Genomic DNA, 12,904 nt, shown 5'->3' with positions numbered 1-12,904 from the left:
TGTGGCAGGGGGCGCGAGTCTCACCAAGAGGGGGAACGGTCATGTCACGCAGTGGTGAGCCGATTTTACCCTTGGCACCGGATTCAGCCCAAAATAACGTGCCCGCGACCGGCGGCGCAGTGGTCGCCTGTAACATTGGAGAGCACGGATGACCGAGCACCAGACCACGCACCAGGCCGAGGAAGATGCTCGGAACGAGTCGATCCGGATCTGGTTGAATGGCAGGATTGTCTCCAAAGCCGAGGCGGTGGTCAGTGTGTATGACAGTGGCTTCATGCTTGGGGATGGGGTCTGGGAGGGGCTGCGCCTCTACAACGGGACATGGGCGTTCATCGACGAGCATCTCGACCGTTTGTTCGATGCGGCAAAGGCAATTGATCTCGACATAGGGATGACACGCGCCGAAGTCTTGCAGGCTGTCAAAGACACCCAGATGGCAAACGAGATGACAACGGATGCCCATGCGCGACTTATGGTAACCCGGGGCGTGAAAAGTCGGCCGTTTCAACACCCCTCCCTGTCAAGGCAGGGTCCGACTGTCACCATCATCATGGAGCATTCCAAACCTAAGATTGCCCGACCGATCCGGCTGGCGACGGTGCCGCATATGCGGGGGCTGCCGATGACGCAGGACCCGAAGCTCAATTCCCATTCCAAGCTCAATTGTATCCTGGCCTGTATCGCCGCAGAGAAGGCAGGGGCAGACGAGGGGCTGATGCTTGACGTGAATGGCTTCGTGAACACGACCAATGCATGCAACTTCTTCATCGTTCGAAAGGGGGAAGTCTGGACCAGCACGGGCGACTATTGCATGAACGGCATAACGCGGCAGAAGGTTATCGACCTGTGCCGCGAGAACCAGATTCCCGTGTTCGAGCGCAATTATTCCCTGGTCGATACCTACGGCGCCGACGAGGCGTTCCTGACGGGAACTTTCGGCGCCCAGACGCCCGTGGGCGAGATTGACGGACGCCTGATCGGCGATGGTCAGCAGGGTCCCGTGACCTCGACGATCCAAGGCCTCTACAAGGCACTGATCCAGCGGGAAGCGGCTTGATGCGGATCGCCATGTGGTCCGGGCCGCGCAACCTGTCGACGGCAATGATGTATTCGTTCGGGGCCAGGGCCGACTTTGCCGTGGTCGATGAGCCGTTCTACTCCGCCTACCTGACCCGGACCGGCCTCGAACATCCGATGCGCGACGAGATCATTGCCTCGCAGCCATCCGACCCGAAGGCCGTGGTCGCGCGTCTTCTCGGGCCGGTCCCCGGGGATAAGCCGCATTTCTATCAAAAGCACATGACGCAACACATGATAGAGGGCATCTCGCGTGACTGGATTGCGAAGGTGACGAACATCTTCCTCATCCGTCACCCCGCGCGCGTCGCCGCCAGCTTTTCGGCGAAGTACGACAAACCGACGCTCACCGATATCGGCTTTCTCCAGCAACTGGACCTATTCGAACAACTGAAAACATCGGGCCAGTCCCCCATTGTCGTCGACTCTGCAGACATCCGCCGTGATCCGGAGGGGATGCTGCGCCGGCTCTGTGATGCGATCGGCCTTTCGTGGGATCCCGCGATGTTGTCATGGCCAGAAGGGGGCCACACGGACGATGGCGTCTGGGCGCCGCACTGGTACGGCGCGGTTCATCGGTCGACGGGGTTTGCGCCGGCGGAGGGCAATCTGCCTGAGCTCACCGAAGACCAGGCAGCCCTGGCCGACGCGGCCATGCCCTATTACCTGCCGCTAAGCGAAGTGGCGCTGCGCTAAGCGAAAGTATGAAACTTTCTGCCTCGGAAGACGTGTCTGTACCCGCGCGCACTTTTTAAGCGCCGGATTTCAACAGACTGGAGATTCTCGATGAAGACACTGATCAGCCTTACAGCAGTCACCATCCTGGCTGCCGGTACCGCTCTCGCTGAAAATGACGGCATGACACCGATGGTCAAGGCGTCAGACCAAGATGTCTCGAATGGCATCGTCAGCGCTGAAATGATCGCGGCGCCGAAGAACGGGTGGCTTGTTGTGCACCGCACCGACTCCGAGATGAAGCCCGGTCCGGTCGTCGGCCACGCCCCTATTCGCGAAGGTGAAACCATGGACGTCGCCGCAATTCTGACCGAAGAGGTGGCCTCCGGCGACATGCTGATGCTGATGATTCATTCCGAAGATGGCGGGATGGAAACGGGTATCTTCGAATACACGCTTGGCGCCTCGGAAGACGGTCCGATCAAGCCCGATGGCGAGTTGGTGATGACGGTCATCACGGCGGAATAAACGCCGCCACCCTAAAGCCAAGGGCGGTGGGTTGATCCCGCCGCCCTTCTTCGTTTCAGCCTTTGAAGCGCCGTGCGCGGGCGGCCAGAAGCTTCAGCCGCAGTGCATTCAGCTGGATGAACCCAGCCGCATCCTTCTGATCGTAAGCGCCGGCATCTTCCTCGAACGTCACATGCGCTTCGGAATAAAGCGAATGGTCTGACCAGCGTCCGACGACGTTCGCGGACCCCTTGTAAAGTTTCAACCGCACAGTGCCGGTGACGTGTTCCTGGCTTCGGTCGATGGCGGCCTGCAGCATTTCGCGCTCCGGGCTGTACCAGAAACCGTTGTAAATCAGTTCGGCGTACCGCGGCATGAGCTCATCCTTGAGGTGCGCAGCGCCACGATCGAGCGTGATTTGCTCGATACCCCGGTGCGCCTGCAAAAGGATCGTACCGCCGGGCGTTTCGTAAATGCCGCGCGATTTCATCCCGACGAACCGTCCTTCGACGAGGTCCAGTCGACCGATACCGTGTTTGCCACCCAGTTCATTCAGCCTGGTCAGAAGTTCAGCAGGCGAAAGCGCTTCACCGTCGATGGATGTCGCATCGCCCTTTTCGAAACCGACCTCGATGAACTCGGCTTCGTTCGGTGCGTCCTCGGGGTGGGTCGTGCGCTGATAGACGTAATCCGGCGCCATTTCGGCGGGATCTTCCAGAACCTTGCCCTCGGAAGACGTGTGCAGAAGGTTCGCATCAACAGAGAACGGGGCCTCGCCGCGCTTGTCCTTGGCGATCGGAATCTGGTTCTTCTCGGCAAAGTCGATCAGCTTCGTGCGGCTCGTGAGATCCCAGATCCGCCAAGGCGCAATGACCTTGATTTCCGGGTTGAGCGCATAGGCGGCCAGTTCGAACCGAACCTGGTCGTTGCCCTTGCCGGTGGCCCCGTGCGCCACAGCGTCGGCGCCGGTTTCCTCTGCAATCTCGACCAATCTTTTCGATATCAGCGGCCGGGCGATCGATGTGCCAAGCAGGTAAAGCCCTTCGTAAACGGCATTGGCGCGGAACATCGGAAAGACAAAGTCGCGGACGAATTCTTCGCGGATGTCCTCGATGTAGATGTTTTCCGGTTTGATCCCCAGAAGTTCGGCCTTCTCGCGCGCCGGGTCAAGCTCTTCGCCCTGGCCCAGGTCGGCAGTAAAGGTAACCACCTCGCACCCATATTCGGTTTGCAGCCATTTCAGGATGATCGAGGTATCAAGCCCCCCGGAATAGGCCAGTACAACTTTCTTTGGCGCGGACATCGCTTTCCCCTTTGCACGGTCTTGGGCGAGGCGATTATCGGCTTTTGCGGCTCTGGGCAAGGTGCTGTGGTTGCCTGCATGCCCAGGTATACTTTGCTGCACCCTCTTGTCAGCGGGCGGGGTTTGCGACAGTGACACCAGCATGACCGATTTTCGCACCCTCGCCCGCACGGCCGAAGCTGCCATGCGCGACGTATTCGAGCCGACGCCGCTTCAACGGAACGAGCATCTGTCGGAACGGTTCGGCGCGGATATCTTCCTGAAACGGGAAGACCTGACACCGGTGAGGTCGTACAAACTGCGCGGCGCCTTCAACGCGATGCGCAAGGTAATGGAAGAGCATCCCGGTACGGCGTCATTCGTTTGTGCCAGCGCCGGGAATCACGCACAGGGCGTGGCCTTCATGTGTCGTCATTTCGGGGTCAAGGGCATGGTCTTCATGCCTGTTACCACGCCTCAGCAGAAGATCATGAAGACGAAAAGCTTTGGCGGCGAGTTCGTGACCGTGGAACTGACCGGCGACTATTTCGACGACACGCTCGCTGCCGCCATAGCCCATTGCGAGGCGGAGGGTGGCCACTTCCTTTCGCCATTCGATGATACGGACGTGATCGAAGGGCAGGCCTCGGTCGGGGTCGAGATCGAACGACAGCTCGGGAGCGCCCCGGACCTGATCGTCATGCCAGTGGGTGGGGGCGGCCTTTCCTCCGGCGTGCGCAGTTACCTTGGCAATTCGTGCGATTATGCCCTTGTCGAACCCGAGGGCGGGGCGTGTCTTGGCGCGGCCCTGCAGGCCGGCCGACCCGTTCGGCTGAATCACGTTTTGACCTTTGCGGATGGTGCGGCCGTTGCCCAAATCGGCGAACGGACGTTCGAGCGACTGAGCGACCTCGATCCTGCCTGTGCGTTGACGGTGAACGAGGATCGGCTCTGTACGACGATCCTCGAGATGCTGAATGTCGAAGGCATCGTGCTGGAGCCCGCCGGGGCGTTGGCGGTCGATGCGCTGAAGGATCTGCGAGAACATGTCAGCGGCAAACGCGTGGTGTGCGTCACGTCCGGCGGCAACTTCGATTTCGAACGCCTGCCGGAAGTTCGCGAACGCGCGCTCCGGTCCTCCGGGATAAAGAAATACTACATCCTGAGAATGCCGCAGAGACCCGGCGCCTTGAGGGATTTCCTGAACATCCTTGGTCCTCGCGACGATATTTCCCGTTTCGAATACCTGAAGAAATCTGCGCGGAACTTCGGCTCTGTGCTGATCGGTATCGAGGCCGGCGATCCGGGAAACTTTGCCCAGATCGAAACCAAGATGCAGACGGCCGGCTTTGCCTTCCGCGACATTACCAATGATGAGGTCCTGGCAGAGTTCCTGATCTAGGCTGCTGCAATGCGATGCATACCGCGGATGAATGCCTGCTTCGACTGATCGTAGCAGGTTAGGACCCCGTCAATATCCACATCGGCCCCTGCATCGTTGCCCGCGGCCGTTTCACCGGCCTGGCACAAGGCCGAGAAGGCCGTGAATCCGAGGTTCAGGGCGCTCCCTTTGAGGAAGTGCAGCCGCGCGGCCAACGTTGCCTTGGCATGGCTGGCGGTGAGCCGGGCGAGTTCGTCTTCCACCTCGAAAAGAAACAGATCGATGACCTCGTCGAAATTCTCTTCCCCGACCTCTTCACGGAGTTCGGATACGCGCTTCCAATCAATCATTTCGTGGCCCTTGCGGTTGTGCTGGTCCGCGAAGCTAGAGGGAAGACATTAATCAAAGATTGACGTGTTCCTTCAAATTCAAGCCGAATTTGCGGCTTCACCAATGTTTAAATTCACGACGCTACCTCAGTGTCCGATTCAAAATGACCTGATGTTTTTCAGGCTCTTGCGAGATGGCGGGTCATTCGCCTGATATGCGAGATGAGGATCCATGCTTCGGCGCTTTCGATGGTCTTTTCCCAATCCTTCGCCAGCCTGCGGCATTTTCCCAGCCAGGCGAAGGAGCGCTCGACGACCCATCTGCGGGGCAAAACCTCGAAGCCTTGCGCGGTATCGGACCGTTTGACGATCTCGATTGTCCAGCGCCCGATGTCGGCCAGAGCCCGGCGCAGCTTCGGCCCGGCATAGCCGCCATCGGCGAAGACATGGCGCAGTTTCGGAGCCTCCCGCCGGAGCCGGGCGAACACCGCTGGCGCGCCGTCGCGGTCCTGAATGTTGGCCGGGTGGACGCACAGAGCAATCAGGTTGCCACAGGTGTCGGTTATGATGTGGCGTTTTCTACCCTTGATCCGCTTGCCCGCGTCATAGCCGGAAAGAGCCGTGTTTTCAGTGGTTTTCACACTCTGGCTGTCAATCACCCCCGCCGTGGGCATATCCTGCCGGCCGTCCCTTTCGCGGGCCAGGGAAACCAGCGACCGGTTGATCTCGGCCAGCAGACCGCTGTCGCGCCAGAGATAGAAATAGTACCGCACCGTCGAGACGGGCGGGAAATCCTTCGGCAAAAGCGACCACGCGCATCCCGCCGCGGCAATGTACTGGATCGCATCCCAGACACCCCGAAGATCAACCTCGCGCGGGCGACCAAGCGGGTTGGGGCCGGGCAACAGCCGGGACACAACCGCCCATTCTTCGTCCGTTACATCACTTGAATATCGCGCTGTATTGCGCTCATATCGCGGGCGGGTGAATTCGGTCCAGGCCATCATGATCTCCGTTCAATGTTGCAATCGAACAGAATCATAACCTGCTGAATTCACTCAACTCATTTTCGATCAGACACTCAGGTCGCCAGACAACTGGCGGTGATGTGCGTGGCGCAGACAAAAGACCTTCATTCGAGGCCCCCGGACATCTCGACAGCGGTGCGCAAAGTGCTTGTTGTCGATGACAGTTCCTCTCAACGACTGACCCTGTCGCAGATCCTGCGGCAGGCAGGATATTCGGTCCGCGGTGCCGCCTCCGGCCGCGAGGCTCTTCGCATGTGCCGGGATGACCCGCCTGACCTCGTGTTCAGCGATTGGATGATGCCGGGAATGAACGGCCTCGAATTCTGTCACGAGTTCCGAAAGATGACGCGAGAAGGGTACGGATACTTTATCCTTCTCACGTCAAAGAGCGACAGGCAGGACATGGCGAGGGGCTTTGACGCCGGCGCTGATGATTTCCTGACCAAACCGGTGAATACGGCGGAACTGCGCGCCCGGATCACGGCGGCCGAACGGGTTGTCCGGATGGAGCGTGAGCTGACGGAGAAAAACCGGTTAGTGCAATCCACGTTGCATGAACTCCAACTGATCCATGATGCAATCAACGGCGATCTCATAGAGGCGCGCAAGCTGCAGCAGTCACTCGTTCGGGAGAGGTACCGCGATTTCGGAAGTGCGGAGGTTTCACTCATGCTGCATTCCTGCGGGCATGTCGGCGGTGATCTCGTCGGCATGTTCCAGATCAGCACGTCACAGGTCGGTGTCTACGGCATTGACGTGTCAGGGCACGGGATCAGCTCGGCGCTGATGACGGCGCGGCTTGCCGGGTATCTTTCGGCGACAACCCCGGAACAGAATATCGCCCTTGTCGCAGATGAGCAGGGCAGGTTTCGAGGGCGATGTCCCGAGGAAACCGCTGCCATACTGAACGAACTTATCCTTGGGGAGATCGAGACAGAGCATTACCTGACCCTCCTTCTCGCGATCCTCGACCTCGAAACCGGAGAGGTAGAATACGTTCAGGCCGGCCATCCCGCGCCTCTGATTCAGCGTGCCGACGGAACAATCGAGTTCGCCGGAGAGGGTGGGTTGCCGGTTGGTCTGCTGGGCGAAGCATCCTACGAAGCGCGGAAGCTGACGCTGTTTCCGGGTGATCGTCTGCTGGTGTATTCCGACGGTATCATCGAGTGCCGAACACCCGGCGGCGACATGTTGGGAGAGCGCGGCCTCGCCGGGGTGGCCTCTGGATTACGTAGTGCACGGGGTGCGAGGTATCTCGAATCCCTCGTCTGGCGGCTGGCGGAGGTTACGGGAAGCGATCAGTTCGACGATGACGTTTCGGCGGTCCTGCTCGAATTCAACGGCCACGCAGATACGTCCTGACAAAGTGTCTGTCTCCCGAATTTCCCAATGCCTCGGCGGCAAAATCCGGAGCGGCCCAGATTGCCGTGTGGCCGGCCTCGGTCGGTGGTCCATGGGGCCGAACCGGGTGCGCCAGGTAGATCAGGCATAGTTTTTCTGCCCACTTGTCGTATTCCGGCATGTAAACAAACCGCCTGAACGCCCCAAGCCGCCTCGGCTGGGCGATGATCCAGCCGGTTTCCTCGTAAACCTCGCGGTGCAACGCCCTGAGAGGCGATTCGCCGGGATCGATACCCCCGCCCGGCAATTGAAGTTCGGGCTCGGGCTCGTGTTGAAGCGTCAGGAGGAGCTGACCCTTCCTGGCGAGGATCGCATAGGCGCCCATGCGATGCGAGTAGGCGATATCGGGGCGGGGCACCGGACCGAACCTGGGGATCATGCAGCCTCTCTTGGATCATCTCTGGCGGTTCATATATAGTCGCGGTATGCCAATTTCCGCGGCTTAAGGAAACTCCATGACTCTTGGTCAGAAAATTGCGTGGGATGATACAATCCTGCCGTTTCAGCTCGATGCCTCCGACATGCGCGGCCGTCTTGCCCGGCTTGACGGCGTTCTCGACGGTATCCTGCGTCAGCATGATTACCCGCCCGCGGTAGAAGCGCTGGTGGCAGAGATGGCCCTGTTGACGGCGCTGATCGGGCAGACGATCAAACTGCGCTGGAAGCTTTCCCTTCAGGTTCAGACCGATGGACCGGTGCGCATGATCGCAACGGATTACTATGCACCGCAGGATGAAGGCGAAACGGCCCGGATTCGCGCCTATGCCGGTTTCGATCCTGACCGCGTGACCGACGAGCGACCGTTCGACCAGCTCGGCAAAGGCTATTTTTCAATCATCATCGATCAGGGCCCCGGTTCGGACCCTTACCAGGGTATCACGCCAATCGCCGGCGGCAGCCTGAGTGCGTGCGCCGAGGCTTACTTCGCCCAGTCGGAACAATTGCCGACGCGTTTCGCACTGAGCTTCGGAAGATCGACCGAGCGGGGTGAAGCCGAGCACTGGCGTGCCGGCGGGATCATGGTGCAGCACATGCCCAAGGCCGCCCTCGGAATTTCGAGCGGAGGTACGGGAGAGGGCGGATTGCTTGTCGCCGACGACGTGGTCAGCGAAGAGGGCGAGGAGAACTGGAACCGCGTCAACATCCTGCTTGATACGGTCGAGGCGCTGGAGCTGATCGGTCCGTCGGTCACCCCTACGGATCTTCTGGTACGCCTGTTTCACGAGGAAGTCCCGCGCGCTTACGAGTTTCAACCTGTTCGCTTCGGCTGCACCTGCTCGGAGGACCGCGTTCGCCAAAGCCTGTCGATCTATTCGGCCCGCGACATTGAAACCATGACGACCGAGGAAGGGATCGTGACCGCAGACTGTCAATTCTGTGGAGCACATTATCGGCTCGATCCGGTGACGCTCGGTTTCGACGCCCCCGGGTCGTCCGGCGATGACGCGTGATTTCGCGGCGCAACTGCGTCAGGCGGTCGCTCACGCGCGCGCACCGTCATCGGATTACGACCTGAACCCGGATACGGTTTTGCCGGAGAACCGCAAGTTGCGGCCTGCGGGCGTCCTTGTGCCCGTGCTCGCCCGGGATGATGCCGCCCGGCTTTTCCTGACGAAAAGGTCGTCGGCGCTCAAGCATCATCCTGGCCAGATCGCCTTTCCCGGTGGCAAACAGGACGATAACGACGCCGATGTTACCTCAGCCGCCTTGCGTGAGGCGCACGAGGAGATCGGCCTCGTCCCGGAGAATGTTGAAGTTCTGGGGCTGTTGCCCGCGCATGAAACGGTAACTGGCTTCTACGTGACCCCGGTCATCGCACTTGTGCGAGAACCGTTTACCCCGGTACCGGAACCGGGTGAGGTGGAGGAGGTGTTCGATGTGCCGCTGAACCATGTGCTGAGCCCGGATAACTTCAGCGTTCAATCACGCCGGTGGCGTGGCAGCCGGCGGCACTATTACACCGTACCTTTCGGACCCTATTACATCTGGGGGGCGACCGCGCGCATTCTGCGTTCCATGGCCGACGCGCTCGAGAACCGATGAAACTTTCCGGTGACTGGATCAAGGCGAAACCGACGCAGGCCGTTTGCCGCATGCTGGAAGTCGCCGGGCATCAGGCCCTTTTCGTGGGCGGATGCGTAAGAGATGATCTGCTTGGTAAGCCCGTCCAGGACATCGACATTGCCACGGATGCGTTGCCCGAGACGGTGATTGCTCTATCGGAAGCGGCCGGCCTCAAACCTGTCCCGACCGGGGTCGAGCACGGCACTGTCACCGTGGTGTCTGGCGGCCTGCCTCACGAAGTAACCACGTTTCGCAAGGACGTGGAAACGGACGGCCGCCGTGCGACGGTCGCCTTTTCGACAGACGTTCTCGAGGACGCCCGGCGCCGCGACTTTACAATGAACGCGCTCTACGCCCGTTCAGACGGCCAGTTGATCGACCCGCTCAATGGCATGCCGGACCTGGAAGCGCGCCATATCCGCTTTATCGAAGATCCGGAACGGAGGATCCGTGAAGACTACCTTCGTATTCTGCGGTTCTTCCGGTTCCATGCTTGGTATGGAGCAGGCGGGCTTGACCCTGACGGCCTTGCTGCATGTGCGCATCTTGCCGAGGGACTGGCGCGTTTGTCGAAGGAGCGTGTCGGCACGGAATTCCTGAAACTTCTCGCCGCGCCCGACCCGGCCGAGGTTGTCGCGTCCATGCGGAGTTCCGGTGTTCTTATGCGTGTGCTGCCCGGTGCGGACGACAACCTGCTCGGCCCTCTCGTGCATGTAGAGCAATCGCTGTCCCTACCCGCCGATCCGATCAGACGACTGGCGGCGCTGGGCGGAGAGGATCAGGTTGAACGGCTCAGGTTGAGCCGCGCACAAGCCAAGCGGCTTGGTCAACTCAAGGATGGAATGGCATCCGCCGCATCGATGGGTGAGCTCGCCTATCGCCTCGGCGGGGATGTGGCGCGCGATGTTTTGCTTCTGAAGTCTGCAGCAGCGAGCCGACAGCCCTCGGCGCAAGACCTGGATGATATCGCGGTGGGCGCCGCGGCGGAGTTTCCCATATCGGCGGCCGACCTGATGCCCGCTTACCAGGGCCCGGAACTCGGCAGGCAACTTGCCAAGCTGGAACAGGCGTGGATCGATACCCGATTCACCCTCAGCCGCGAAGACCTGCTCGGCCGCGACCTGTCATAGAGACTTCAATTGACAACCTGATCGTAAACGGGCCATCTTCGCGGGACTGACGAAGGAGGGATGCAAAATGTACCACGGGATCTGGCTGAGCTAAGCTCTTAACCCCCCAAGGTGATACCGAACGCGGCCTGGGCCGCGTTGCTTTTGCGCCCCATCAGGATGTCGTTCCATGTTCAAGTTTTTCGAGAATCTCGTCGATCCGTATTGTGACTATACGGAGACCGACACGCCCCCGACGCGGCTGTGGCCCTTCATGCGTGACTACATGAAACCGTTTCGCAGGGTTTTCTGGGTCACCGCCATTTTTTCTGTAATCGTGGCAATGATCGAGCTCTGGCTGATCTATTACATGGGGCAGCTGGTCGACCGTCTGTCGGGCGAGCCGGAAACCGTCTGGCAGCAATACGGTCTGGAACTCATCGTGGTGGCGTTGTTCATCCTGATCCTGCGGCCGCTGGTGCAGGCGATCGACGTGCTTCTTCTCAACAACACGATCATACCGAACTTCGGCACCCTGATCCGATGGCGGTCTCACAAGCACGTGCTGAGGCAGTCGGTAGGCTGGTTCGAGAATGATTTCGCTGGTCGTATCGCCAACCGTATCATGCAAACCCCGCCCGCTGCGGGCGAGGCCGTGTTTCAGGTTTTCGATGCCATCACCTTCGCGCTGGCCTACGTGATCGGCGCGGCATTGATGCTGTCCGATGCCGATCCGCGACTGGCGATTCCGATGGTCATCTGGCTGGTTCTTTACGGGATTCTCGTCCGCTGGACGATGAAGCGCGTTGGTCCGGCGTCCAAGGCGGCGTCGGATGCCCGCTCGCAGGTGACGGGGCGGGTGGTGGATGCCTATACGAATATCCACTCCGTCAAGCTTTTTGCCCATCACCGGCGGGAACTGGAATACGCCAAGGAGGCCATCGAGAACACGCGCACCACCTTTCGGGCGGAAATGCGGATCTACACGATCATGGACGTGTGCCTTGTCGTCCTGAACGGCCTGCTCATTGTCGGGGTTGTCGGCTGGGCCATGCTGCTGTGGATGCAGGGCAACGCGACCGTAGGGGCCGTGGCCGCGGCAACGGCGCTCACCCTGCGCCTCAACGCCATGACCGGATGGATCATGTGGGCCCTCACGACGTTCTTCCGCCAACTCGGCGTCGTCGCCGAAGGCATGGAGACGATTGCCCAGCCCATTGACCTTGTCGATAATCCGAACGCGAAGCCGCTCAAGATGACCGACGGACGGATCGAGATCCAGGCGGTCTCGCACCACTACGGCCGCGGGGCCGGCGGGCTCGACCGGGTCTCGCTGACCATCGAACCGGGTGAAAAGATTGGCCTTGTTGGCCGGTCGGGCGCGGGAAAATCGACCCTCGTCAAGCTGCTGTTGCGATTCTATGACGCGGAAAGCGGCCGCATCCTGATCGACGGCCAGAACATTTCGCAAGTTCAGCAGGACAGCCTGCGCGATCATGTCGGCATGGTTCAGCAGGACAGCGCGCTTTTGCATCGCTCGGTGCGCGACAACATCCTCTATGGCAAGCCGGACGCCAGCGAGGACGAAATGTTGGACGCAGCGCGGAAGGCCGAAGCGCATGATTTCATCCTCGACCTGGAAGATCCGCAGGGTCGCACGGGATACGAGGCACATGTGGGCGAACGCGGCGTGAAGCTGTCTGGTGGCCAGCGTCAGCGGATCACGCTGGCGCGGGTGATCCTGAAGGATGCACCGATACTCCTGCTTGACGAGGCGACGAGCGCGCTGGACAGCGAAGTCGAGGCGGCAATTCAGCAGACGCTGTACGGCATGATGGAAGGCAAGACGGTCATCGCCATCGCTCACCGCCTGTCGACCATCGCCCAGATGGATCGTATCATCGTGCTGGAACAGGGTCGGATCTTCGAGGAAGGCACCCATACCGAGCTGCTGGCCAAGGGCGGCCTCTACGCCCGTTTCTGGGAGCGGCAGTCGGGTGGCTTCTTGAACGCCGATGTCGATGACGATACCGAGACCGCGGCGGAGTAAG

13 protein-coding genes are annotated in these 12,904 nt (G+C 60.3%); 9 read left to right on the top strand and 4 right to left on the bottom strand.

Annotated elements, in window-relative coordinates:
* Window positions 1–148 precede the first annotated feature (148 nt).
* The 3 genes from ACO07J_RS13905 (at window position 149) to ACO07J_RS13895 (ending at window position 2,280) form a co-directional block, all read left to right on the top strand.
* A complete protein-coding gene (locus ACO07J_RS13905) occupies window positions 149–1,057 on the top strand; it encodes a D-amino acid aminotransferase (protein WP_422029965.1) in 909 nt (302 codons plus the stop codon).
* A complete protein-coding gene (locus ACO07J_RS13900; RefSeq protein ID WP_422029963.1) occupies window positions 1,057–1,773 on the top strand; it encodes an HAD family hydrolase in 717 nt (238 codons plus the stop codon). Before ACO07J_RS13905 ends, ACO07J_RS13900 begins: the two co-directional genes overlap by 1 nt.
* A gap of 90 nt (window positions 1,774–1,863) precedes the next feature.
* Window positions 1,864–2,280, top strand: a complete 417-nt coding sequence (locus ACO07J_RS13895) for a DUF7282 domain-containing protein (protein ID WP_422029961.1) — start codon at window positions 1,864–1,866, stop codon at window positions 2,278–2,280.
* Between the two features lie 55 nt (window positions 2,281–2,335).
* Here ACO07J_RS13895 and ACO07J_RS13890 read toward each other — a convergent pair whose 3' ends face one another.
* On the bottom strand, window positions 2,336–3,562 hold the full coding sequence (locus ACO07J_RS13890) for an argininosuccinate synthase (RefSeq protein WP_422030883.1): 1,227 nt from the start codon (window positions 3,560–3,562) through the stop codon (window positions 2,336–2,338).
* A gap of 142 nt (window positions 3,563–3,704) precedes the next feature.
* Here ACO07J_RS13890 and ilvA point away from each other — a divergent pair, with 142 nt between their 5' ends.
* Complete coding sequence (gene ilvA / locus ACO07J_RS13885; protein WP_422029959.1) at window positions 3,705–4,943, top strand: threonine ammonia-lyase IlvA; 1,239 nt, start codon at window positions 3,705–3,707, stop codon at window positions 4,941–4,943.
* On the opposite strand, the gene ACO07J_RS13880 is transcribed toward ilvA, so the two are convergent.
* Both ACO07J_RS13880 and ACO07J_RS13875 read right to left on the bottom strand, forming a co-directional pair.
* Window positions 4,940–5,272: an Hpt domain-containing protein gene (locus tag ACO07J_RS13880; protein WP_422029957.1), complete on the bottom strand. Its 333-nt coding sequence runs from the start codon at window positions 5,270–5,272 to the stop codon at window positions 4,940–4,942. The genes ilvA and ACO07J_RS13880 overlap by 4 nt on opposite strands.
* Window positions 5,273–5,430: 158 nt before the next feature.
* A complete protein-coding gene (locus ACO07J_RS13875) occupies window positions 5,431–6,255 on the bottom strand; it encodes an IS5 family transposase (RefSeq protein ID WP_422026165.1) in 825 nt (274 codons plus the stop codon).
* A gap of 102 nt (window positions 6,256–6,357) precedes the next feature.
* Between ACO07J_RS13875 and ACO07J_RS13870 the strand changes: the two genes are divergently transcribed.
* Window positions 6,358–7,641 carry a PP2C family protein-serine/threonine phosphatase gene (locus tag ACO07J_RS13870; protein ID WP_422029955.1) on the top strand — a complete coding sequence of 428 codons (1,284 nt, stop codon included), beginning with the start codon at window positions 6,358–6,360 and terminating at the stop codon, window positions 7,639–7,641.
* Here the strand turns inward: ACO07J_RS13870 and ACO07J_RS13865 are convergent.
* The gene (locus ACO07J_RS13865; RefSeq protein WP_422029953.1) at window positions 7,616–8,059 is read right to left on the bottom strand and encodes an NUDIX domain-containing protein; all 444 of its coding nucleotides are present in this window, start codon (window positions 8,057–8,059) and stop codon (window positions 7,616–7,618) included. The two genes, ACO07J_RS13870 and ACO07J_RS13865, sit on opposite strands and share 26 nt — an antisense overlap.
* 76 nt (window positions 8,060–8,135) lie before the next feature.
* On the opposite strand from ACO07J_RS13865, the gene ACO07J_RS13860 reads away from it, so the two are divergent.
* The 4 genes from ACO07J_RS13860 (at window position 8,136) to ACO07J_RS13845 (ending at window position 12,903) form a co-directional block, all read left to right on the top strand.
* Window positions 8,136–9,131 (top strand): Hsp33 family molecular chaperone HslO, encoded by a 996-nt coding sequence (locus tag ACO07J_RS13860; RefSeq protein ID WP_422029951.1) that lies wholly within the window; start codon window positions 8,136–8,138, stop codon window positions 9,129–9,131.
* Window positions 9,121–9,723: a CoA pyrophosphatase gene (locus tag ACO07J_RS13855; RefSeq protein WP_422029949.1), complete on the top strand. Its 603-nt coding sequence runs from the start codon at window positions 9,121–9,123 to the stop codon at window positions 9,721–9,723. The genes ACO07J_RS13860 and ACO07J_RS13855 overlap by 11 nt, the downstream gene beginning before the upstream one ends.
* Window positions 9,720–10,874: a CCA tRNA nucleotidyltransferase gene (locus tag ACO07J_RS13850; RefSeq protein ID WP_422029947.1), complete on the top strand. Its 1,155-nt coding sequence runs from the start codon at window positions 9,720–9,722 to the stop codon at window positions 10,872–10,874. Before ACO07J_RS13855 ends, ACO07J_RS13850 begins: the two co-directional genes overlap by 4 nt.
* Window positions 10,875–11,043: 169 nt before the next feature.
* On the top strand, window positions 11,044–12,903 hold the full coding sequence (locus ACO07J_RS13845) for an ABC transporter ATP-binding protein (RefSeq protein ID WP_422029945.1): 1,860 nt from the start codon (window positions 11,044–11,046) through the stop codon (window positions 12,901–12,903).
* The last annotated feature ends 1 nt before the right edge of the window (window position 12,904 follow it).

The organism is Roseovarius sp. (assembly GCF_965228755.1).
Lineage (GTDB): Bacteria > Pseudomonadota > Alphaproteobacteria > Rhodobacterales > Rhodobacteraceae > Roseovarius.
This window is presented reverse-complemented; position numbering and strand designations above follow the sequence as displayed.